Consider the following 24,195-nt stretch of genomic DNA (forward strand, 5'->3'; position numbering starts at 1 on the left):
TAAATTTAAAAAAATTAGAAAATTTTATTTTTTAGTGCAGTATTTATCTAAAGCATCAAAATTCATGGCATTTCTATCTCCAAGAAAAACTGCTAATTTTAAATCTGAACAGATTTTATCTTTTTCAATTTCTGGGATGATAACTTCTTTTTTAGAAGCAATAATAGTAACCTCAGAGTTTTTCAATAATTCTCTTCCTCCTAATTCATATTTTCTAATTCTTACAAAGGCACGATTTGTAATCGCAAAAGTGTAATAAGGTTCTATTTCAATAGCTTTATCAAAATCCTTTATAGCCTCATCAAACTTCATTTGATTGAGCAACATGGTACCTCTAGAAAAATAAGCATCTTTAAAACTAGGACTTGCATCAATTAATTTAGAAAGAATTTTAATTGCAGATTTTTCATTTCCATTTCTATATTCTTCATTAGATTTTTTCATTTGAGAATCTAATTCCGCAAATTTAGAATCTGGTAAAATCTTTCCATCTATTATTAATTCATTTCTGTCTTCATTTCCATTAGACATAAAAGTAATAGATTTATCTACCATTTTTCCATTCTTAAAAATATTACGTTGCTTCACTTTACCGTTAGGATAATACATTTCCCAAACTCCTTCTTCTTTTCCGTTAATAAACTCTCCTTTTTGTTTTAAAGAGCCATCTTCATAAAACTCTTGTTCCAGACCATTAGGAATAGAATTTTTATAATATCTTTCTAAAGAAACATTTCCATTCTGAAAATACATTTTTCTTAAACCATCAAGCCTTCCATTCAATAAATTTCCTTCTCCTTGAATTCTTCCACTATAATAGTAATCTATAAACTTCCCACTATAAATTTTATTATTATAATGCCAAATATTTCCATTTAACATTTCCATATTTCTTGTAGTCGGAATTTTTTTCAATTCATCGGAACGTTTTTTAAATTCTTTTGTAAAAATATAAATAACTCCATCGAATTTTTCTAAACCATTTTTCTTAAGAGAATCCTTATTTTTAACAATATCCACCTCTTCTATATCATTAGCATTTATATCATTTCCTCTTTCCGGATCATTAATAACTTTTACATTATCAATTACATAAAGAACATTTTCATTTTGTTCTTGAGCAAATGATTTAAAGAAAAAAAATAATAGTAATAAGAAAATTCTCGGTTTCATAGTTTTTTAAATATCCCTGGTTTCTAAATATTTCTGCCATTGCCAAACGGTTCTGAGAGCCTCTTCTAATGAAGTTTCAGATTTCCAACCGAGTTCTTTTTCGGCTTTATCAGCATTTGCATAAGCGATGGTAATATCTCCTGCTCTTCTTTCACAAATTTGATAAGGAACAGCTACATCGTTGGCTTTTTCAAAAGCATGAACCACTTCTAAAACTGAACTTCCTTTTCCTGTTCCTAGGTTATAAATATCTAACAGCGTTTCAGAGTTTTCAGAAATTAATTTCTGCAAAGCTTTTACATGCGCTTTTGCCAAATCTACTACATAAATATAATCTCTGATTGCGGTTCCATCTTCAGTAGGATAATCATTTCCCCAAACCGAAAGTTTCTCACGAATTCCCGCAGCAGTTTGCATCACATAAGGAACCAAATTATTCGGAATTCCGATAGGCAATTCTCCTAATTTCGCAGATGGATGCGCTCCAATTGGATTAAAATACCTCAACAAAGTCACTTTTTTCTGATGAGCTGTTGCAAAATCTTTCAGAATTTCTTCGCCCATTTGTTTGGTCTTTCCGTAGGAAGATTCTGGTAATTTCAGAGGTGTATTTTCGTCAATTGGCATTGTATCAGCTTGTCCGTAAACCGTACAACTTGAACTAAAAATGAAATTAGAAATATTTCTTTCTTTCATTTCTTGCAAAAGATTTAGGAGCGAAAACAGATTATTTTCGTAATAATCAATAGGTTTTACCTGAGATTCGCCTACCGCTTTATATGCCGCAAAATGAATACAACCTTCGATTTTGTGAGCATCAAAAACTTGTTTCAGTAATTCCTTTCTTTTTAAATCAAAAGGATAGAAAATAGGTTTTTTGCCCGAGATTTCTTCTATATTTTTAAGGATAAATTTTTCGGTATTGGATAAATCATCGATGATGACTACTTCAAAATTGTTATTCAAAAGTTCTACTACGGTGTGTGAACCTATATATCCTAATCCGCCTGTTACGAGTATGGTCATGATTATTTTGTTATGTTTTCAGAATTATAATTAGACTTATTTCATAAACTCTAAAACAGAATCTGTAATGAACTTCAATTGCTCCTCTTCTAATTCTGTATGCATTGGTAAAGAAATCACTTGGTCTAATAATTTATCTGTGTTAACAAAATCTGCATCATTAGACTCTTGGTAATAGGCTTTTTGTTTTCTTAACGCAACTGGATAATAAATCATCGCTGGAATTTCTTTTTCGGCTAAAAACGCTTGTAATTCGTTTCTTTTTCCGTTCAAAATTCTGAGTGTATATTGATGAAAAACGTGAGTAGAGTTTTCTGCTCTTTTCGGTGTTAAAATATTTGGATGATTTGCAAAAGCTTTGTCATAATAATCTGCAGCACTTCTTCTTGCAGTATTATAAGAATCCAAAAGCGGAAGTTTCACTCTTAGAACCGCAGCTTGAACACTGTCTAATCTAGAATTTACGCCTACTTCATCGTGATAATAACGCTTGTACATTCCGTGGTTTACAATTCCACGCATTTTGTACGCTAATTCGTCATCATTGGTAAAAATAGCACCACCATCTCCGTAACAACCTAAATTTTTAGATGGAAAGAAACTTGTGGTACCAATAGTTCCCATAGTTCCAGATTTTTTTACTGTACCTTCAGAAAAAGTGAAATCGGCACCAATTCCTTGACAATTGTCTTCTACTACGAATAAATTATGCTCTTTTGCTACTTCTAAAACGGCTTCCATATTAGCACATTGTCCGAACAAATGCACAGGAATAATCGCTTTCGTTTTTGGAGTAATCGCAGCTTTTAATTTTTCAATGTCAATATTGAAAGTATCATAATCTACATCTACTAAAACTGATTTTAATTTTAAAAGATGAACCACTTCTACCGTTGCCGCAAATGTGAAATCTGCGGTGATAACCTCATCACCTGGTTGTAAATCTAGCGCCATCAAAGCTATTTGCAATGCATCTGTACCATTAGCACAAGGAATCACATGTTTTACACCAAGATATTGCTCTAATTCTTTTTGAAAATTCTGAACTTCTGGACCATTAATGAATTGTGCACTTTGCATCACATTGAGCACTTTTTCGTCTACTTCATTTTTTATTTTTTGATACTGACTTTGTAAGTCAACCATTTGGATTTTTTTCATTTCTAAAAATTTTAGCAAAAATACGGAATTTGTAAGGAAAAATAAGTGAATTTTTTAAAATACATATTGTCGAAATATTTTAAATTCGTAGAAAATTTTTAAACGATGAAAAAAATCATTCATTTATATTTTCTCTTCTTTTTTAGTTTTGTTTTTTCGCAAACAGAATTGGTATTTGTTTATTTTAAAGACAAACCAAATGCATCTGCTTTTTTAGCCAATCCTCTTTCAGAATTATCACAAAAAGCCCTTGACAGAAGAACCAACCTTGGAATAGCTATTACCGCTCAAGATGCACCAATAGAACCAGCATATATTCAGAATATACAAAATTTGGGATTTACCGTTAATGATAAATCAAAATGGCTCAATGGTGTTGCCGTGATTGCTACAGCAGCTCAAATTGCACAATTACAAGCAGAATCTTATGTATTAAAAGTAGAAAGTTTTGTTAAAAACAATCCTTCTGGAAAAACCACCAAAAAAGAAAAATTCCCTAAAAATTTATCTTCTAAAATAAGTTTCAATTATGGAAACTCTTTAGCTCAAATAGATCAAGTTAATCTTAGAACACTTCATGTACAAGGTTTTACGGGCTCAGGAATTTCCATTGCAGTCATAGATACGGGATTTCCAACAGTAAATACTGGTTCTGCATTTGCTAGAATGAGAAACAATGGGCAAATAAAGGATGTTTATAATTTTATCTCTAAAAATACAGATGTTTACAACACTTCTCTCAACAATCACGGAACCAATTGCTTAGGAATAATCGGAGGTTATCTTGACGGAACTTTTGTGGGAGCAGCTCCAGATGCAAATTTTTATTTATATGCAACGGAAGTGGGCGATGAAGAAATTCCAGAAGAAGAATTATATTGGATTCAAGCCGCAGAAGAAGCCGATAGAAAAGGAGTTGATATTATTTCTACTTCTTTAGGATATGCAGATTTTTTTGATGATACTCGTTACAATTATACTTACGCTCAGATGAATGGCTCTACTTCATTTATTGCAAGAGCCGCACAAATTGCTTCAGAAAAAGGAATAATTGTAGTGGTTGCTGCAGGAAATGAAGGAAACCAAACATGGAAATATATTTCTACACCTGCTGATAATGAAAATGTTTTTACGATTGGAGGTGTAGATAGTACAGGAAATCCTTCTATTTTTACTTCTTTTGGCCCAAATTCTGCGGGAAAAGTTAAACCCGATGCTTCTGCTAGAGCAACTTCTACCTACTTTGCATATAATAATGGTGCATATCCTGGAAATGGAACTTCTTATGCTACCCCACTTTCTGCTGGTGGTATTGCTTGTTTATTACAAGCTATTCCAAACTCTACTAACAGAGAATTTTTGAAAAATAGTTTGAGACAAACTGCATCTCTATACCCTAATTATACTGACCAACTAGGTTATGGAATTTTAAATTTTGGGCAAGTTCTTTCATCTTTCTTAAAAACAAATGAGTTTTATTCACAAAATAAGGCAATTGTATATCCTAATCCTGCAAAACAAGAGATCAATATTTCTTCTACTCAAAAAATTGAAAAAATATCTGTTTATAATAGTTTAGGCCAATTTTTATTCGAATCAAAAACCAATCAAATTAATATTGAGAAATTAGAAAAAGGACTGTATTTTTTAAAAATCAAAACCTCTTCTTCTGAAACCGTAGAAAAGTTCATAAAAGAATAATAAAAACAAACTCTAAAAAAAGCCTTCAGAAAATCTGAAGGCTTACTTTTTACTTGACTCTTTTTACTTGGCTCTTTTATGCCGAATTCCTACTCGCATTTATATTTCCAAAAAGAGAACGAGTAACCAATTTTTCGAGCGTTTCTCTATCTCCTTCGTTTTTCTGTAATTTCATGAGTGCATACTGCTGAATACTCAACAACGGAAGCACTATTTTTTCTCTAATTTTCACGGATTTTCTTCCTACTGGTTCTTCTTCCATCAAACTATGGAAACCTGTAATTTCGAACATCATTTCTTTAGACAATTCATATTCACTAAACAAAACTTGCCAAAACTCGCCGAATTTAGGATGATTTTTCATGTAATAGGTGAGCGGAAAATAAGATTTATTCATCGCCATCATAGAATTAAGCACCAAAGTTTTAAAGAAATCAGAATTTCTAAATAAATCTTTTACTTCTTCTATTCTGCCTTCGTCTTTTAATTTTTTAATTGCAGTTCCAAAACCAAAAAACCCTGGTATATTTTGCTTCAGTTGGCTCCAACTTCCCACAAAAGGAATCGCTCTTAAATCCTCGAATTTCAATTCATTTCCTGCGCCACGTTTGCTCGGTCTACTTCCTATGTTGGTTTTCCCGTAATATTGAAGCGTACTTATTTCTTGCAAATAAGGTACAAACAGTGGATTTTGCTTTAAATCAACATATTTCACATAACTCAATTCTGCTAATTCTTCAATTAAGGCTCTTTCTTTTTCGGTTAAATCTTTTTTGTGATTTTTAAAAACTTCATTCTCGATTCCAGCAGTCAAAAGTTGCTCAAAATTATATTTTGCTTGATCTTTATTTCCAAAAACCGAAGTAATGGTTTGACCTTGAATCGTTAATTCTATTTTGTTATTGGCGATAGTTTTTCCTTGGCTTGCGTAGAACTGGTGCGTTTTACCACCACCACGAGCTGGAGGTCCACCTCTACCGTCAAAGAAAATTACTTTTACATCATTCTCTTCAGAAACTTTAGAAAGTCTTTCTTTGGTAGCATAAATTTCCCAATTGGCTTTTAAATAACCACCATCTTTGGTTCCATCAGAAAAACCGAGCATTATCGTTTGTTCTCTTTTTCTCTTTGCCAAATGTTTTTGATAAACTTCATCATTGTATAAATCCTGCATCACTTTTTCTGCATTGGCAAGTCCTTCCATAGTTTCAAAAAGCGGAACAATATCTATGTTGATGTCTTCATCTTGATAACCACACACTTTGAACAAAGCGAAAACATTCATCACATCTTCTACCGTATCAGAATTAGAAATGATGTAACGATGCATTCCTCTTTCGCCATTTTTGGCCTGAACTTCTTTAACATTGATGACGCTTTTTAGGGTTTCTTTGATAATTTCATCTTCGAAATCATCAGGATTAGCCAGAATATGTTCAGAAATCAAGATATTTACTTTTTCAGAATTGGTAAGTTCTGCAACATTTTGCTTAGAATATTTCGTCACCAACTCATCTATCACTTTTTGGTGAATTCTGCTATCTTGGCGAATATCCAAAGTTGCAAAATGAGTTCCAAAAATCTTAACTCGGTCTCTGTAATCTACCAAAATATTGGTAAAAAGTCCATTATGTTGAGTTTTCAGAATATGTTCAGCTTCTGATAAATATTTTAAAATCGTTTCACTAGAAATAGAATTTTCATTTTTGAAAATGTTATTGTACAATTCATTGCTTAATTTTTCTAAAACTTCTGAAACGCCTCTAAAACTTAATCGTCTTCTTAAATCTTTTAAATGATTGTAATAATTTTTGAGAATAGAATTTCTAAGTTCATTGGCAACTTTTAGCGTAACATCTGCCGTCACAAAAGGATTCCCATCTCTGTCTCCTCCTGGCCAAAAACCTAATTGAAAAACGTCTTGATGTATATCAAAATATTCATTTCCGAAAGATTGTTTCAGTTTTTTATACAATTCACCAATCGTGTCATAATACACATATCTCAAGTAAAAAATAATGCTTAATGCTTCATCTAGCGGTGTTGGTCGCTCTTTATTTACAAATGGAGTTTTTCCTAACTGTTGAAGTAAAAGGTCTATTTCATTTATGTCATCTTTTAAAATAGCAGAACGCAAATCATGCAAAATTCTTTGTACAGCATTCGGATAAAACTGTGTAGGATGCGCTGTAAAAACCACTTTTACGGCAAAATCTTCTAACTTTTCGCGAACTTTTCCTAGTTTATGTTCTTGCAAAGCACGTTCATGCAATTGCATTACCGTTCCCGCATCACTTTCTGAATGCAACTGTTGAAAAGCTGCATCTTCTATACTGTCAAAAAGCACCACTTGCCTTTCAATGTATTGAATAATCTTAAAAAGCAGTTCCTGCTTTTGTTCTTCTGTAGTAACTTCTGTATGTTTTTTGAAGAATTCTTCTACAATTTCTTCTGGAGATTTTCCTTCTTCATAGCCATCTCTACTTTCTTCATAAAGAAACGGCAAAAGCATTCCGATGTTGGTCATTTTATCATACGGAAGGCTCATAAACAAGCTGTTATAAATCTGAAATTTATTTTCTACAACCTGACGAAATTTTTCTAAGCGGGCTTCATTAATCATATAACAAAGGTATTAAAAACTCTTTATTTATAGCATATTATTGAAATTTTCAATCTTAAATTTTTATTAATTTTCATCACATTCGGAATCTTATTTCGTAATTTTGAGAAAAAATTTATTAATATGTTAAATTTTGAATTTAAAAATCCTACAAAAATCATTTTCGGTAAAGGCGAAATCGCTAAAATTTCTAGAGAAATCCCGAAAACAGAAAAAATATTAGTGCTTTACGGAGGCGGAAGCATTAAAACCAATGGCGTTTACGACCAAGTAAAAGCAGCATTAGAAGGCTACAACTGGGAAGAATTCGGTGGAATTCCTGCAAATCCAGAATATGAAGTTTTATTAGAAGCTTTAAAAATCATCAAAGAAAAAAATATCACTTACATGTTAGCAGTAGGTGGTGGTTCTGTAATTGATGGAGTTAAATTCCTTTCTGCAGCAGCTAATTATGAAGGAGAACCTTGGGATATTTTAAAAAATGGAATTAGAACAGAAGAAGGAAAAGGTTTACCATTTGCTTCTGTACTTACGCTTCCTGCAACAGGTTCTGAAATGAATTCTGGCGCAGTAGTTTCTAGAAGAGAAATCGGTCAGAAATTAGGAATGGGAGGTCCTGGTTTATTCCCTCAATTTTCTATTTTAGACCCAGAAGTGATTCGTTCAATCCCTAAAAAACAAATTGCAAACGGAATTACAGATGCTTACACTCACGTTTTAGAGCAATATATGACTGTAAAAACCTCTGCTACACTTCAAGACCGTTTTGCCGAAAGTATTTTACAAACTTTACAAGAAATTGCTCCAAAAATGATGGAAGAAGAGTTCGATTATGATTCAGCTGCTAATTTTATGTGGAGTTGTACCATGGCTTTAAATGGATTGATTCAAAAAGGAGTCATTTCTGACTGGGCAATTCACGGAATTGGTCACGAATTAACTGCTCAATTTGGTATAGACCATGCCAGAACTTTAGCCATTATTGCACCTTCTCATTACCGTTATAATTTTGATGCTAAAAAAGAAAAATTAGCACAATATGCAGAAAGAGTTTGGAATGTGACAGAAGGTTCTACCGAAGAAAAAGCATTGAAAGGAATAGAAAAAATGGAAGCTTTCTTCCAAAGTTTAGGGATAAAAACCAAATTATCTGAGTACACCGAAAACTACCAAGGAACAGCAGAAAAAATTCAAGAAGCATTTATTGCTAGAAATTGGTTAGCGATTGGCGAAAAAGGCATTGTAAAACCTGAAGATGCTAAAAAAATTGTAGAAATGGCGTACTAATGAACTCGTTCATTATATGCTCAAAATAACTTTCACAAAATCACAGAGAATTCTGTGATTTTTTTTTATTTTTGAAAAAAAGTAAAAATGAATGCATTAGCAGAGAATAAGACCGTTTTAGCACACAATGATTTCTTCGAAATTCTGAGAAATGTAGAATACAAACGTTTAGATACACACAAGCAAGTTTATCTAGATTTTACGGGAGGAAATCTCTATGCTAAATCACAGATTTTGGAACATCAAGATTTGTTGATTAATAATATTCTCGGCAATCCACATTCTACCAATCCTACATCTCAATTGTCAACAAAATTGGTAGAAGAAGCGAGACAAAAGGTAATTGACTACTTCAATGCAGAAGATTATTACTGCATTTTTACTCAAAATGCTTCTAATGCATTGAAAATTGTAGGAGAATCTTATCCATTCAACGAAAAATCACATTTTTTACTTCTTGCAGATAACCATAATTCAGTAAATGGAATTCGTCAATTTTGCCTATCAAAAGGCGGAAAAGTAACGTACGCTCCTATCTATTATCAGGATTTAAGAATGGACGAAAATTTCGTGATGGAAAAACTTCAAGAATCTGAAAATTTCGAAAATAAACTCTTCGCATTTCCTGCTCAGTCAAACGTTTCGGGCGTGAAACACGATTTAGGTTGGATTAAAAAAGCACAAGATTTAGGTTGGGATGTTTTACTAGATGCAGCAGCATTTGTCCCAACGAATCAATTGGATTTAAAAGAAGTAAAACCAGATTTTGTTTGTGTTTCTTTTTATAAAATTTTTGGCTATCCTACAGGAATTGGTTGTCTCTTGGTGAATAAAGAAAAGTTTAAAAAACTACAAAAACCATGGTTTGCAGGTGGAACCGTAAGTTTGGTTTCGGTGAATGCCATTCATCATTTTTTGATTAATAACCACGAGAGATTCGAAGATGGAACGCTCAATTATTTAGACATTCCTGCGGTAAAAATTGGTTTAGATTACATCGAAAATATCGGAATACAGCGCATTAATGAACGTGTAGCTTCTCTCAGAAAATATCTATTCGAAAAATTAGAAAGTTTACAACACGATAATGGTAGAAAATTAATTCAGATTTTCGGTCCAAAAGACCATCAGAATCTTGGAGGAACCATTATTTTAGGGTTTTACAACCAAGAAGGCGTTCGTTATGAATTTGAACAAATAGAAGAAATGGCAAATCAACATAACATTTCACTTCGTTCAGGTTGTTTCTGCAATCCCGGTATTGACGAAGTTAATAATTGCTTAACAGACAATGAATTAGCAACCTACTACTCTTCTCACGAACAAGGTGATTACAAAGACATGATTAAATTTTTAGGAAAAATGCGTGGCGCAACTAGAATTTCTGTAGGAATTGCTACTACTAAAAATGATATTGATAAACTGATGAATTTCATAAGAGAATTGCTCAATAAGTAATTTAGGTTTCCCTAAATTTGAAAAGTTTATCCTAATATTTTTATCTTGAAGAATTTTCTTAAAATTTCATTCCTCTTTTTTGTATTTATTTTCGGTTCTCTTACTGCTCAAAAAGCAGATTTTTATGATGATATTCAACATTTTAAAAAATTAGATGCAGAAAAAACGCCACCAAAAGATGCTATCCTTTTCTTGGGAAGTTCATCTTTTACCATGTGGAAAGACGTAGCAGATTATTTCCCTGATAAAACCATTATCAATAGAGCTTTTGGAGGTTCTAGATTGCTTAATCTAAATTACTATGCCGAAGATTTACTCAATCCTTATCAACCGAAACAAGTGGTGATCTATTGCGGCGAAAATGACATTGCGCATGATGAAAAACCTTCTGCAAATGAAGTTTTCAAAAGATTTAAACAATTTTATAAAACGGTAAGAGCTCATTATCCAAATGCCAACATCTCTTACGTTTCCATCAAATATTCGCCAAGTAGAGAACAATATTGGCCTACCATGAAGCATGTGAATAAAAAAATTAGAAACTTCATGAATGCTAAGAAAAATGCAGAATTTATAGACATCACAGAAAGCATGAATGATGAAAATGGCAACATCAGAAAAGATTTATACTTAGAAGACATGCTACACATGAAACCTGAAGGTTATAAAATCTGGACTAAAGTGATGTATCCTTATTTAAAATAAAAACTTTAAAAACCAATAACCATGAAAAAACTAATGATTTTCCTTTTTTCAGTGATTTCCATTTCTATTTTTTCTCAAGAGAAAGAGACTAAAGAAGATGTTAATAAAATCATTGAAAGCATTAAAAAAGAAATTGCTGACAAAACTTGTAAATGCATTGATTCTGTAAAAGATGAAGTCATTAACCGTAAAAGAAAAGAAAATATTGAAGGAATCAACGGCTGCGTAAAAGAATATACTGGAGCGTATATGCTAGGTAAAAAATTAGCAGCAGTAGATAAAACCAAAGACAGCAATATCGACATTAACTTAAACGAAAAATCTCAGGATTACCTAGATTCAAAAAGAGAATTAGAAGATTATTTGATGGCAAATTGCGAATCTCTGAAATTCGTCTTAGCGACTAATGATAGAGAAAATGAAAATTCGCTTTCTCAAAATCCAAAAGCTAGAGATTACTATACAAAAGGTGTAAATCAATCTAACAATAAAAACTACACAAAAGCATTAGAATATTTTCTTTTAGCAGTAAAAGAAGACAGCAATTTTCCTTTTGCATGGGATAATTTAGGATATTGCTACAGACAATTAGGAGAATATGACAAAGCGATAGAAGCTTATAAAAATCTATCGAATTAGACCCAAATCATTCATTTCCTATTCAAAATTTGGCTGTTGCATACACCTATAAAAAAGAATATCAAAAAGCTATTGACACCTTTGAACTTCTCAAAAAATTAGACTCCGAAAATCCTGAAATCTATTATGGAATTGGTCAAATTTACTTTCAGTATTTAAAAGAATATGAAAAAAGTCTAGATTATATGTGTAAAGCTTTTAATCTCTATATCAAAAATAACTCTCCATATCGTGTAGATGCAGAAAACATAATCAGGTATAATTTTACAGAGATGAAAAAACTTGGCAAAGAAGACAAATTTTATGAAATTTTAAAAGCCAATAATATTAATACAAAATAAAAAACCGCTCCGAAATTCGGAGCGATTTTTGTTTTATTTCTTTTTTCTCTTTGCAATAGATTTTGCTTTTGCTTGAGCTCTGTTTCCCGGTTTGGTTTTTGGTGGTTTTCTTTTGCTTGGTCCACCAAGATTCACTTTCTTATTTTTGTCTTTTTTCTCGTGGAAAGCAGAACCCGGTTCAATTTTCTTATACTGAACAGGATTTTTCATCACTACAACTTCTTTTTCTGACGCAATTTTCACCTCAGAAACCTTCACTTCTTCTGGAAATTCTACTCTTTTCACTTCCTTGTTCATAAACATTTCCAGTTCTATGAAACGTTCTTCTTCTTTTGGTGTGTAAAAAGAAATCGCAATTCCGTCTTTATCTGCTCTACCTGTTCTACCAATTCTGTGAATATATTGCTCCTGAATTTCTGGAATTTCAAAGTTAAAAACGTGTGAAACATCCGGAATATCAAGACCTCTCGCCATAACATCAGTGGTAATAATTCCTCTCAATTCATTGTCTGAGAAAGATTTCATGGTTCTCAATCTGAAATTTTGAGATTTATTCGAGTGAATCACCCCAAATTCTCCAGGAAATTCTTCATCTATTTTATTAAAAATCAAATCGGCGTGTCTCTTATTATTGGCAAAAATTAAAATTTTCTCAAATTCATCCTGCGTTCTTAACAAGTGAACCAATAGATTTAATTTGGTATTAAAATTCTTTACCGGAATAGCAGATTGAGCTATTTTTTCGAGTGGAGTTCCGCTTCTTGCTAAAGAAATTTCCTGTGGATTTTTGAAATATTCGTCTAACATGGCATCTACTTCATCCGTCATCGTTGCAGAGAAAAGAATATTTTGTCTGCGCTCACTCATCATCGTGAAAATATCTTCTAACTGTCTTCTGAAACCCAATGAAAGCATCTCATCAAACTCATCGATAATCAGTTTTTTCAAATCTTTCAAGTTCAAAACAGCATCTTTCATCAAATCCATTACTCTTCCCGGAGTTCCCACCAAAATATCTACACCTTCGTAAACCAAAAGTTTCTGAGTATTAATATTTACACCGCCATAAACGCCTAAAACTCTTGTTGACATATCTTCTGTCAGTTTTTCTACAACTTCGGCAACTTGCACCACCAATTCACGTGTAGGAACAAGGATAAGTACAGTTGGACTTCCGTTTTTATTGTATTTCCAAGTTTTAAGAACTGGAAGAAGATAAGCTAATGTTTTACCAGTTCCGGTTTGTGCAATTCCCATTACATCTTTTCCAGACATAATTGGCGAAAAAGATTTCAGCTGAATAGGAGTAGGCTCAGAAATTCCTAATTTTTCTAAAGCGCTGTTGAGTTGTTTTGGCAAATCAAAATCTGCAAATGATACTTTCATTTGGCAAAAATACGATTTTTAAATTTGAGGTTAAAATCTTGCCTGAACTTGCACAAACATTGTAGTATGGTCATATTCTGAAGTAAGTGGAACATTTTTTTGATAATCATCAATCATGGCGCCTATTTGCAAACAAGCAAAATATTGGTCGGCAAATTCTAATGTAAGCATCGGCGTAAAAGTAGTTCTTACATTGCCTTCTAATTGGTAATTAGGATTAAGATATTCATATCGGTTAGAGAATTCTATGCTCCTTAGTCTTGGTGAATTCAGATTATATCGAATAATAGGATTGATATAAAAACTTCTAAATCTAAAGTCTTTCAGCTCTGGTTTTGGCGAAAGCTTAGAAACTCCAAATTCTGAAAAATTGTTTCCTTCTTTGTATTCTGAGATGATTTCTAGATTCCATTTTGGATTAATGGTAAAGGTTTTTTCTATATCTGCCCCGATTACATTTCCTGATTGATTCATGTAACTGCCAATTCCTCCATTCACTCCAATTTTTAAATCATCTTTAAAATCCTTTTCTAATCTGGCGTAAACATGTTTGCTTTGGTCATTATCAATTTCAGAACCACGAGAATTTCCATTGGTAGCTCCTATGTAATATTTCAAAGGATTTTTAGCATTATTGACATCACCATAAACAGCAATTCCTGTTTGAAAACTTTGCCAACCGTTTTTCCCCAATAAATAATAACCATTTGAGAAATCTACAGACTTGATAAACTCACTCGGAATTTTGTCTTCTATCCCAAAATACGGACGGAACTGCCCTAATTGAATTTTGAGATGCTTATTATGAGAATATCTTACAAAAGCTTGTTCTAATACTTTTCCGGTAAGGTTACTGCTGTTAAACTCAGCAAAATTAAGCATCATTCCCAAGTCAAAACGGTCATTAATCTTAGATTTCAATAAAAATCTTGCTCTTCTTACGTTAAAACTATTGGTCACTAATTTTTGTTGGTCTGCTATATTTACACCGTTTACATCTACATTATCGGTGAGAGAAACCAAATATCTGGTCTGCAACAAACCGCTAAAACTAGTATTTCTTAAGATTTTAGAATAGTTAGAAATGGTGTCTTTTTTAGAATCATTTTGCGCAAAAATCGCCAAACTGAACAATACAAAACTGAATAAAAGAATTTTCTTCATCTTCATTAATTTTAAACAATCATTTAAATTTGAAGTTGCAAAATTATCATTCAGAAAGGACTAAATTATGCTAAGCAGAGAATAATTTAAGAAAATAAGACAAAAATCATTATTTGAGCTTCACAGATTTGGTTTCTACTTTGATTTCATCATTTTTCCAAACACTTGAAGTAATTCTTACGAATCCTTTTTTCAGAGGATCTTTTTCAATAGGAAATTTATTTTCTTCCCACTGCAAACAATGCGTAGGAATAGGTTTTACCAAGAATTTCGATTCATTATTTTTAAAAGTGTAGACGTAAAAAGAATGCCAACAACTGGTGCACCAATTCGGATAAAATCCTATTTCATCTGCGCCATCATTGTTTAAATCTTTCAGGTTATTGATATCGCCGTTTTTAGCATTTTTGATGGTAATCGGTTTAATTTTTTCATCAGAAAAATGAATGGTAGTAATACAATTTCCTTCGCATTCATCACTACAATCTGAAACCGTAGCATATGCAAATTCTTTTTTGCCATCTCCGTTATAATCTCCTTCTATCTTCACACCAGAAGTTTGTGAAAACAAGAAATTAACCATCAGAAAAAAAGAAACGGAAGCTATTTTTTTCATAATCATTTGTGTTTTGTGTATTTCAAAAATAAAAAAAATCTTTCATGTTAATGAAAGATTTTAAAATTTATTCCCACTCAATCGTTGCTGGTGGTTTACTCGAAATATCATAAGCGACTCTATTAATTCCTTTCACTTCATTGATAATTCTGTTCGATACATTTTCTAAAAATTCCCAAGGAAAATGACTGAAAGTTGCCGTCATAAAATCCGTAGTATTCGCAGAGCGAACTACAGCGGTGTATTCATACGTTCTTTCGTCTCCCATTACTCCAACAGATTTCACAGGAAGTAACACCACAAAAGCCTGAGAAACCTTTTCATACAAATCATTTTTATACAATTCTTCTATGAAAATATCATCTGCTTCTTGTAATATTTTCACTTTTTCGGCATCTACTTCTCCTAAAATTCTGATTCCTAAACCTGGTCCTGGAAATGGATGTCTGTAAACCAAATGATGCGGAATTCCTAATTCTTCGCCTACTTTTCTTACTTCATCTTTAAATAATTCACGAAGCGGTTCTAGAAGTTGAAGTTTCATTTCTTCCGGCAATCCACCTACATTGTGGTGAGATTTAATCACTGCAGAAGGTCCTTTTACCGATTGAGATTCGATAACATCTGGATAAATGGTTCCTTGAGCCAAAAATTTAGCTCCTTCTATTTTGTGAGATTCTTCATCGAAAACGGCAACAAATTCTCTACCGATGATTTTTCGTTTTTCTTCTGGGTCTGAAACTCCAGCTAATTTTGACAAAAATCTTTCTGAAGCATCTACCATATCAATATTCATATGGAAATGTTCTCCGTAATTTTCCATTACTTTTTTGCCTTCATCTTTACGCAAAAGTCCAGTATCTACGAAAATACATTGCAACTGGTCTCCAATAGCTTTATGAATGAGAACCGCAGCTACTGATGAATCTACACCACCAGAAAGCCCAAGAATGACCTTATCATTTCCTACTTTTTCGCGGATTTCGGCAACGGTTTTTTCGATATAATTGGTCAGTTTCCAATTTTTTTCTGCTTTACAAATCTGGAAAACGAAGTTTTCGAGCATTCTAGCTCCAAATTCACTGTGCGAAACTTCTGGATGGAACTGGACGCAATAAATATTTTTCTTTTCGTTAAAAATCCCTGCAATTACTCCAGATTTTGCTGAAATTTCAAAATTCTCTGGCAAAGTTTCTACTTCATCAAAATGGCTCATCCAAACGGTAGAAAATCTGCTTACTCCTGTAAAAAGTGGATTAGATTTTGTGATTTCTAGAGTTGCTTTTCCGTATTCTCCTTTTTCACCTTTTTTTACGTTTCCACCCAAAAGATGTGCTGTAAGTTGCATTCCGTAGCAAATTCCCAAAACTGGAATTCCCAATTCGAATAATTCTTTTTCTACCAAATGTGCATCTGGAGAATTTACAGAACTCGGTCCTCCAGAAAGGATAATTCCCGCAGGATTTTTGGATTGTATTTCTTCTAAAGAGGTATTAAAAGGTAAAATTTCTGAATACACTTCCATTTCGCGTATTCTTCTACCAATCAACTGGTTATATTGTGAACCGAAGTCCAAAATGATGATTCCTTTATTCATTTATTTTTCTATTTTATTACTTTAATGTTCTTTTGGCTTGAACCAAAAGAACCAAAAATTCAAGACTTAGAAACTCGACTAAATAAACAAAAATTACTTATTATTTCTAAGCGTAACTAGCCCTGATTGCAACGGAAATCCTGTTATTGTGAGCAAAAACTTGGGATTGCTTCGCTTTGCTTGCAATGACAGATTGCAGAGGAAAGCAGGATTAGCTCCTAAAAAAATTGAGGGAAAATTCCCTCATTTTATTAAAATTTTCCGATGTCTTCTCTGTAAAATGCGTAGTCGAAATGAAGTGTTTTAGCATCTTCATAGACTTTTTCGCGAGCTTCTTCGTAAGTATCACCAGTTGCAACCACATTTAGCACTCTACCAGAATTGGTGACTACTTTTCCTGCAATTTGCTCTGCTCCAGCAAAGAGAACATTGCTGTGTTTTACCTTGTCTAAACCTTGGATTTCGTAACCGATTTCATAATTCCCAGGATAACCGCCAGAACACATCACGAGACAAATCGCCTTCTTGTCTGAAAACTGTAAATCTAAATCTTTTCCTTCGATACAGTCATGGATAACATCTAACAAATTATTCTCTAAAAGTGCCATGATGACTTGCGTTTCTGGATCGCCAAATCTCATGTTATATTCTAACAAATAACATTGATTATCTTGTACCAAAACACCAAAAAATATAATCCCTACAAAATCAAGTGCTTTGTCTTTAATTCCTTTAACGGTAGGCTCTAAAATATTTTTATTAAAATCTGCTAAATGCTCTGCCGTAAATTCTGGACTTGGAGCTACAGTTCCCATTCCACCAGTATTTGCGCCAGTATTTCCGTTTCCTACTTTTTTATAATCTTTGGCAGAAACACATGGAAAAGCTTTTTCACCATTCCAAAAAGCAATAATAGACGCTTCGAAACCTTGTAAAAACTCTTCTATGACAACTTTTATTCCAGCATCTCCATAAATTCTTTCAATCATGAATTGGTGCAAAGTGTGATGCGCGGTTTCTTTGTCTTCACAAATAACTACTCCTTTTCCGCTTGCTAAACCACTTGCTTTAATCACCAAAGGATAAGAATGATTTTGGATATATTTATCTGCTTCTACATAAGAATCAAAAATAGCAGCTTTAGCTGTTCTTATGCCATAATCTTGCATAAATTTTTTAGAAAAAGCTTTGCTTCCTTCTAAATCTGCGGCACGTTTTGTTGGGCCAAAAATTTTGAGATTATGTTTTTGAAATTCGTCTACAATACCATTAACTAAAGGTAATTCTGGACCTACGAATGTGAAATCTATTTTTTCTCTAAGAGCAAAATCTCTTAACTCTGCTACACTCTCATAAGGCAAGTTTTTACCCAAATTTTCTGTTGTAGCATTGCCTTTTGCAAAAAACATTTGACTGATTCTTTTGTCTTCTGATAATTTTTTTGCAATAGCAGATTCTCTACCTCCGTTTCCTATTATTAATACTTTCATTTTTTGTATTTGGTATTTGGTATGTTAGTATTTGGTATATTGATTTTATCAAATTTACGAATTTGTTTGATTTTAAGTCAAAATTAATTTTTTAATTCTTCAATTTTTAATTAATGTAAGAAATGTCTCATTCCTGTGAACATCATTGGAATTTTATGTTCATTAGCAGCTGCAATAGAATCTTCATCTTTTACAGAGCCACCCGGTTGAACAATCGCTGTAATTCCTTCTTTAGCACAGAAATCTACCACATCTCTGAATGGGAAAAATGCATCTGAAGCGAGAACTAAATTTCCTGAAAATTTCTCTTTCGCTCTAGAAATCGCTTGTTCAGTAGCCCAAATTCTATTCACTTGACCGCCTCCAATTCCGAAAGCTTGAATTCCGTTTGAAACTACTATAGCGTTAGATTTTACATATTTAACCACTCTTTGAGCAAATAAAAGTGCTTTTTCTTGCTGTTCTGTTGGTTGAATTTCTGTAACTACTTTAAAGTCTGTAGAAAATTGGTCATCTACATCTTGAACCAAAATTCCGCCATCTATTTTCACCCAAGTTTTTTTGTCTGAAACTGGATTTTTGATTTTTATAATTCTAAGATTTTTCTTCTTTCTCAAAATTTCTAGCGCCTCTTCATCAAAATCAGTTGCCATTACAATCTCAAGGAAAGTTTTGTTGAGTTCTTCCGCAGTTGCCGCATCTACTTTATAATTCATTCCGATGATTCCACCGAAAATAGAAATTGGATCGCATTCAAAAGTTTTGGTATAAGTTTCTAAAGCAGTAGTTCCGATGGCAACTCCACAAGGTGTAGAATGTTTTACGGCACAACAAGCCATTTCATCTTTGAATTCATTAACCACTTTCCAACATAAATCCATATCTCTCAAATTATTGAAAGAAAGTTCTTTGCCTCCTAAAATTTCGAAATCTTTCATCGCACCGTTTTCAGTAGTAGAAACGTAATACGCTGCCGATTGATGAGGATTTTCGCCATATCTTAAATCAGAAACTTTTTGGTAAGAAGCCTGTAAATATTCAGGATAATCTTCATTCAACAACATTTGAGAAATCGCAGCATCATAAGCAGAAGTTAAGTTGAAAACTTTACCTGCCAATTTTTTACGAGTTTCAATTGTAGTATCGCCGTTTTCAGAGATTTCTTGTTGAACTTTAGCATAATCTTCCACATCGGTAACTACAGTCACAGAAGCGAAATTTTTAGCAGCAGAACGAAGCATTGATGGTCCACCAATATCGATAAATTCTACTTTTTCTTCTAATGAAATTTCTTTATTTACATTTTCGAAAAACGGATAAAGGTTTACAATTACCATATCAATCAGCTCTATTCCGTGTTCCTGAACGGTTTTCATGTGTTCTTCATTATCACGAACTGCTAATAAACCGCCGTGAACTTTTGGATGAAGGGTTTTTACTCTTCCGTCTAACATTTCAGGAAAATTGGTCACTTCATCAATCTGAATTGGGTTAAGTCCCGCTTCTTTAAGATGTTTGAAGGTTCCGCCAGTAGAAATGAGTTCGTAATTTTTAGATTCTAAAAATTTGGCAAAATCAATAAGATTGTTTTTGTTGGAGACACTGATTAATGCTCGTTTTTTCATTTTTATTTATACTTTTTTTATTAAATCATTGGAACGAATTCCAATTCTGTAAAATCTGTCGTTCCTATGGAACTCTTTTATTTAAAACCAAGTCAATCGCTTTCGGGAAAATCTCGTACTCGATTTGATGCACTTTCTGTGCTAAAGTTTCTGGAGTTTCATTTTCTGCAATTTCAAATTTTCCTTGAAGGATAATTTCGCCTTCATCAATTCCAGAAGTCACAAAATGAACAGTTGCACCACTTTCTTTTTCTTGGGCTGCAATTACCGCTTCGTGAACGTGATGTCCCCACATTCCTTTTCCACCGAATTTTGGCAATAAAGCAGGATGAATATTGATGATTTTTCCTTTGTATTTTTCACAAAAATTTTTGCTCAAAATTGATAGAAAACCAGCTAATACAATCAAATCTGTATTTTCGGGCAAAAGTTTTTCTAAATTTTCAGAGAAATCTTTTCCTCTTTTGATAAGTTGATGCGGAATTTGATGATTTTCGGCTCTTTCTAAAGCATAGCAATCTCTGTCTGCAACCACCAAATTGACTTTTGTATTGCTGATTTCTCCATTATCAATACAATCAATGATTCGCTGTAAATTGCTACCAGAACCCGAAACTAAAACTGTAATATTTTTCATGTTAGATTTCAGATTTCAGATTTCAGATTTCAGATTTTTGTCTGATATCTCTTATCTAAAATCTCGTTTCTATATTAATTGAATTTTCTCTTCGTTTTCTACGATTTCACCTACTAAATAAGCGTCTTCGATTAAAGAAAGTGCTTTTTCGGCAAGGCTTTCATCTACTACGATAACCATTCCTACTCCCATGTTAAAAGTACCGAACATCTCCATTCTTTCGATGTTTCCACGTTTTTCTAATTCTAACATTACATTTGGAATTTGGATTTTAGAAGTGTCTATTTTCGCACATAATCCATTCGGAATAATTCTCGGAACGTTTTCTATTAAACCGCCACCTGTAATATGAGCAATTCCTGAAATTTCCAAATTTTCTTTCAGTTTAAAAACGTCTTTGTAATAGAGTTTCGTAGGAACTAAAAGTGTCTCGTAAAGAGGTTTTCCTTCGAATTCTTCTTCAAAATTTGGAAAAATTTTTCTTACCAATGAAAAACCATTGCTGTGAAAACCAGAACTTGGTAAAGCGATGATTTTATCACCCATTTTTATTTTAGAACCATCAATAATTTGGTCTTTTTCAACAATTCCTACGCAGAAACCTGCTACATCGTAATCTCCTGGTTGATACATTCCTGGCATTTCTGCGGTTTCACCACCAATTAATGCGCACTCATTGTCTTTGCAAGCATTTACCATTCCTAGAACAATTTCTGCTGCTACATCTGCATCTAGTTTTCCGCAAGCTAAATAATCTAAAAAAAATAGAGGTTTTGCGCCATGACACAGAATATCATTGGCACACATCGCAAAACAATCTACACCAATAGAATCATATTTTTTGGTATCTAATGCAATTTTTAATTTGGTTCCTACTCCATCAGTTCCAGAAACCAAAACAGGATTTTTATAGCCACCAATTTCATAGAAAGCTCCAAAACTTCCTAGATTGTTCAGTACATTTTTATTGTGCGTTTCGGCTACTGCAGATTTTATTTTGTCTACGGTTTTGTAGCCTTCTTCTTTGTCTACGCCAGCTGATTTATACGTATTATTCATTTTTCTTTTTGTTTTTTTTCTGAAAAACTTGCAGGACTTTATCCTGCAAGATTCAGGTTTTTACTAGATTTATTTCAAACTGCAAACGCATTGAAAATCAAAAATAAACGATACAAAAAAAGCCGACAATCGTTCTGATTATCGGCCTCAATTATTTTGCTGCGTATTTTAGCTTCCCAATTTCTTGGAATGTACAAGAGCCAAAATGTTGCGATTTAATATTCAATTTGTTTGGAATTTGATTTCGCAAAATTATATTTTTTATTGACAAAAAGCAACAGAAAAAATATTTTTTCTTCATTGCTCTTCAATTTTAACTTAATTTTTAGATTTTGGGCAATTCCATTGGAACTTCAATCAATAAAATTTCAGAATCCTTATCTATTTCTAAATCAAAATGTTCTGTTTCTGTAATTCCTAAAGCATCTCTTTGCCCAAGAGTATTTTCGGCTATTTTCACACTTCCTGAAATAACGAAAACGTAAACTCCATTTCCTTCTTTTTTAACTTGATAAGTTCTAGAAGATTTTTCGGTGAAATTTCCTAAGTGAAACCAAGCATCCTGGTGAATCCAACTTCCTTCATCATTAGGATTAGGAGAAACAATCTGTTGAAATTCATTCTCTACTGCATTGTCAGAAATTTTCAATTGGTCGTATCTTGGTTCTACTCCCATTTTATTAGGAATGACCCAAATTTGCAATAAAGTTACGGGTTGTTCTTTACTTCCGTTAAATTCACTGTGTTGAATTCCTGTTCCTGCACTCATCACTTGAATTTCGCCTTTTTTAATTGCTCCAAAATTCCCCATAGAATCACGGTGATGCAACTCTCCACTTAATGGAATGGTCACAATTTCCATATTTGCATGTGGATGCATCCCAAAACCCATTCCTTTTTCTACAAAATCGTCATTGAGAACTCTTAAATTTCCGAAATGCACTTTGTCTGGATTGTAATAATTTGCAAAAGAAAAACTGTGATTGGCAACTAACCAACCGTGATTTTGAAATCCTCTTTCGCTTGCTTTATGTAATATTGTTTTCATATGTAGATAATTATTTATCAATTTAATACTGCAAAGTTAGCCTAATCAAAAGCAGAAGTCATTGATGTAAGATAATAAAAAAATCCACCAAAATTTGGTGGATTATGAAGTGAATATTTTGAGAAGATTATTCTTTAATGACTAAAAGCGCTGCAATTCCTGCAACCGCCATAGAAACACCTGCTAAAGCAACCATGTTAATAGCTGTTCCGCCTAAAGCAGAAAGTAAAACTCCACCTAATAAACCAGCAGCAATCTGTGGAATAGTAATGGTAGCATTAAAAATTCCCATGTAAACTCCTGTTTGTTTTGCTGGAAGTTTAGAAGATAAAATGGCATAAGGCAATGCTAAAATAGCTGCCCAAGCTATACCTACTCCAATCATTGGTAAGAATAATAGGTTTTTGTCTTTGATAAACATAATAGATAACAAACCAAGACCACCTAAAATTAAAGAAACAACATAAACATTTCTTCTTCCGTATTTATTTGCTAATGGAGTAATCACTAAAGAAAATAGAGCGGCAAAAACACTATAAGCGGCAAAGATTACACCAGTCCAGTTTCCTGCTTCGTTAAAAGCATTAGAGGTAGCATCTGTCGTTCCCCAAATATTTTGAGCAATTCCTTGAGTAGTGTAAACCCACATTAAAAACAAAGCAAACCAAGAAAAAAACTGTGTAACAGCCAATTGTTTCATGGCGTTTGGTACATTTTTAATCAAAGTAAAGAAACTTACTTTTTCTGGATTTTCGTTTTCTTTTTCTTCTAAATTATTGTATTTCGCGTATTCTTCTGGCGGATATTCTTTCGTTCTAAAAGAAGTCCATAAAACCGAAGCCAATAAAACTGCTCCACCAATATAGAAAGACCAAATTACAGTAGGTGCAACTTTTTGACCAGCTTCTGGTTCGTTTGCAATTCCCCACCATGTCAATAAAAATGGTAAAAGTGAACCGAAAACAGCTCCTACATTAATTAAAAAACTTTGGATAGAATATCCCTTATTTCTTTGAGATTCGTCTACCATATCACTTACCAAAGCACGGAATGGTTGCATGGTAACGTTAAAAGAAACGTCCATGAAAAGTAGCATCATCGCTCCGAAGAAAACGGCAGGAAATAATTGTGCGAAATGTTCAGAATTTGGCATAAAAAACATTGCCAATGCAGAAACAATTGCTCCACCTAAAATAAATGGAATTCTACGACCTAATCTCGTCCAAGTTTTATCACTAGAAAGACCTACAATAGGTTGTACAAAAAGTCCTGCAAGAGGAGCTGCTAACCAAAAATAGCTTAAATGATGTACATCTGCACCGATTGCCGAAAGAATTCTACTGGTATTGGCGTTCTGAAGAGAATAACCAATTTGCACTCCCAAAAAACCAAAACTTATGTTCCAGATTTGCCAGAAAGACAAGAGTGGTTTTTTCTGTGTATTACTCATATACTATAA

At 33.0% G+C, this 24,195-nt stretch carries 20 protein-coding genes; 6 read left to right on the forward strand and 14 right to left on the reverse strand.

Annotated elements, in window-relative coordinates; translation table 11 throughout:
* Positions 1-24: 24 nt before the first annotated feature.
* The 3 genes from KKQ79_RS05760 to KKQ79_RS05770 are packed head-to-tail and all read right to left on the reverse strand — an operon-like array spanning position 25 to position 3,360.
* Positions 25-1,173, reverse strand: coding sequence for a hypothetical protein (locus KKQ79_RS05760; RefSeq protein WP_213189319.1), 1,149 nt, complete (start codon positions 1,171-1,173; stop codon positions 25-27).
* Between the two features lie 6 nt (positions 1,174-1,179).
* Positions 1,180-2,199, reverse strand: coding sequence for a UDP-glucose 4-epimerase GalE (gene galE / locus KKQ79_RS05765; RefSeq protein WP_213189320.1), 1,020 nt, complete (start codon positions 2,197-2,199; stop codon positions 1,180-1,182).
* A 36-nt stretch (positions 2,200-2,235) separates the two neighbouring features.
* Entirely contained in the window at positions 2,236-3,360 is a 1,125-nt protein-coding gene (locus tag KKQ79_RS05770; protein WP_213189321.1) for a DegT/DnrJ/EryC1/StrS family aminotransferase, read from the reverse strand.
* Between the two features lie 105 nt (positions 3,361-3,465).
* Between KKQ79_RS05770 and KKQ79_RS05775 the strand changes: the two genes are divergently transcribed.
* Complete coding sequence (locus KKQ79_RS05775) at positions 3,466-5,061, forward strand: S8/S53 family peptidase (RefSeq protein ID WP_213189322.1); 1,596 nt, start codon at positions 3,466-3,468, stop codon at positions 5,059-5,061.
* A gap of 76 nt (positions 5,062-5,137) precedes the next feature.
* On the opposite strand, the gene KKQ79_RS05780 is transcribed toward KKQ79_RS05775, so the two are convergent.
* Positions 5,138-7,684: a phosphoenolpyruvate carboxylase gene (locus KKQ79_RS05780; protein WP_213189323.1), complete on the reverse strand. Its 2,547-nt coding sequence runs from the start codon at positions 7,682-7,684 to the stop codon at positions 5,138-5,140.
* A gap of 123 nt (positions 7,685-7,807) precedes the next feature.
* Here KKQ79_RS05780 and KKQ79_RS05785 point away from each other — a divergent pair, with 123 nt between their 5' ends.
* From KKQ79_RS05785 to KKQ79_RS05805, 5 genes are all read left to right on the forward strand, one after another.
* The gene (locus KKQ79_RS05785; RefSeq protein ID WP_213189324.1) at positions 7,808-8,971 is read left to right on the forward strand and encodes an iron-containing alcohol dehydrogenase; all 1,164 of its coding nucleotides are present in this window, start codon (positions 7,808-7,810) and stop codon (positions 8,969-8,971) included.
* A gap of 87 nt (positions 8,972-9,058) precedes the next feature.
* Complete coding sequence (locus KKQ79_RS05790; protein ID WP_213189325.1) at positions 9,059-10,429, forward strand: aminotransferase class V-fold PLP-dependent enzyme; 1,371 nt, start codon at positions 9,059-9,061, stop codon at positions 10,427-10,429.
* 45 nt (positions 10,430-10,474) lie between these two features.
* Complete coding sequence (locus tag KKQ79_RS05795; RefSeq protein ID WP_250131198.1) at positions 10,475-11,134, forward strand: GDSL-type esterase/lipase family protein; 660 nt, start codon at positions 10,475-10,477, stop codon at positions 11,132-11,134.
* A gap of 21 nt (positions 11,135-11,155) precedes the next feature.
* A complete protein-coding gene (locus KKQ79_RS05800) occupies positions 11,156-11,773 on the forward strand; it encodes a tetratricopeptide repeat protein (protein ID WP_213189326.1) in 618 nt (205 codons plus the stop codon).
* A 29-nt stretch (positions 11,774-11,802) separates the two neighbouring features.
* A complete protein-coding gene (locus KKQ79_RS05805) occupies positions 11,803-12,114 on the forward strand; it encodes a tetratricopeptide repeat protein (RefSeq protein WP_213189327.1) in 312 nt (103 codons plus the stop codon).
* A gap of 33 nt (positions 12,115-12,147) precedes the next feature.
* On the opposite strand, the gene KKQ79_RS05810 is transcribed toward KKQ79_RS05805, so the two are convergent.
* From KKQ79_RS05810 to KKQ79_RS05855, 10 genes are all read right to left on the reverse strand, one after another.
* Complete coding sequence (locus tag KKQ79_RS05810) at positions 12,148-13,500, reverse strand: DEAD/DEAH box helicase (RefSeq protein ID WP_213189328.1); 1,353 nt, start codon at positions 13,498-13,500, stop codon at positions 12,148-12,150.
* A 30-nt stretch (positions 13,501-13,530) separates the two neighbouring features.
* Positions 13,531-14,664 (reverse strand): porin, encoded by a 1,134-nt coding sequence (locus KKQ79_RS05815; protein WP_213189329.1) that lies wholly within the window; start codon positions 14,662-14,664, stop codon positions 13,531-13,533.
* Between the two features lie 109 nt (positions 14,665-14,773).
* Complete coding sequence (locus KKQ79_RS05820) at positions 14,774-15,280, reverse strand: hypothetical protein (RefSeq protein ID WP_250131199.1); 507 nt, start codon at positions 15,278-15,280, stop codon at positions 14,774-14,776.
* A 67-nt stretch (positions 15,281-15,347) separates the two neighbouring features.
* Positions 15,348-16,877, reverse strand: a complete 1,530-nt coding sequence (gene guaA, locus KKQ79_RS05825) for a glutamine-hydrolyzing GMP synthase (RefSeq protein WP_213189330.1) — start codon at positions 16,875-16,877, stop codon at positions 15,348-15,350.
* A 251-nt stretch (positions 16,878-17,128) separates the two neighbouring features.
* Entirely contained in the window at positions 17,129-18,367 is a 1,239-nt protein-coding gene (purD, locus tag KKQ79_RS05830; protein WP_213189331.1) for a phosphoribosylamine--glycine ligase, read from the reverse strand.
* Positions 18,368-18,477: 110 nt separating this feature from the next.
* The gene (gene purH / locus KKQ79_RS05835) at positions 18,478-19,992 is read right to left on the reverse strand and encodes a bifunctional phosphoribosylaminoimidazolecarboxamide formyltransferase/IMP cyclohydrolase (protein WP_213189332.1); all 1,515 of its coding nucleotides are present in this window, start codon (positions 19,990-19,992) and stop codon (positions 18,478-18,480) included.
* A 64-nt stretch (positions 19,993-20,056) separates the two neighbouring features.
* Positions 20,057-20,629 (reverse strand): phosphoribosylglycinamide formyltransferase, encoded by a 573-nt coding sequence (purN, locus tag KKQ79_RS05840; RefSeq protein WP_213189333.1) that lies wholly within the window; start codon positions 20,627-20,629, stop codon positions 20,057-20,059.
* A 69-nt stretch (positions 20,630-20,698) separates the two neighbouring features.
* A complete protein-coding gene (purM, locus tag KKQ79_RS05845; RefSeq protein WP_213189334.1) occupies positions 20,699-21,688 on the reverse strand; it encodes a phosphoribosylformylglycinamidine cyclo-ligase in 990 nt (329 codons plus the stop codon).
* A gap of 325 nt (positions 21,689-22,013) precedes the next feature.
* Positions 22,014-22,736, reverse strand: a complete 723-nt coding sequence (locus tag KKQ79_RS05850; RefSeq protein WP_213189335.1) for a pirin family protein — start codon at positions 22,734-22,736, stop codon at positions 22,014-22,016.
* Between the two features lie 127 nt (positions 22,737-22,863).
* The gene (locus tag KKQ79_RS05855; RefSeq protein WP_213189336.1) at positions 22,864-24,186 is read right to left on the reverse strand and encodes an MFS transporter; all 1,323 of its coding nucleotides are present in this window, start codon (positions 24,184-24,186) and stop codon (positions 22,864-22,866) included.
* Positions 24,187-24,195: the final 9 nt, after the last annotated feature.

The organism is Cloacibacterium caeni, from assembly GCF_907163125.1.
GTDB lineage: Bacteria > Bacteroidota > Bacteroidia > Flavobacteriales > Weeksellaceae > Cloacibacterium > Cloacibacterium caeni_B.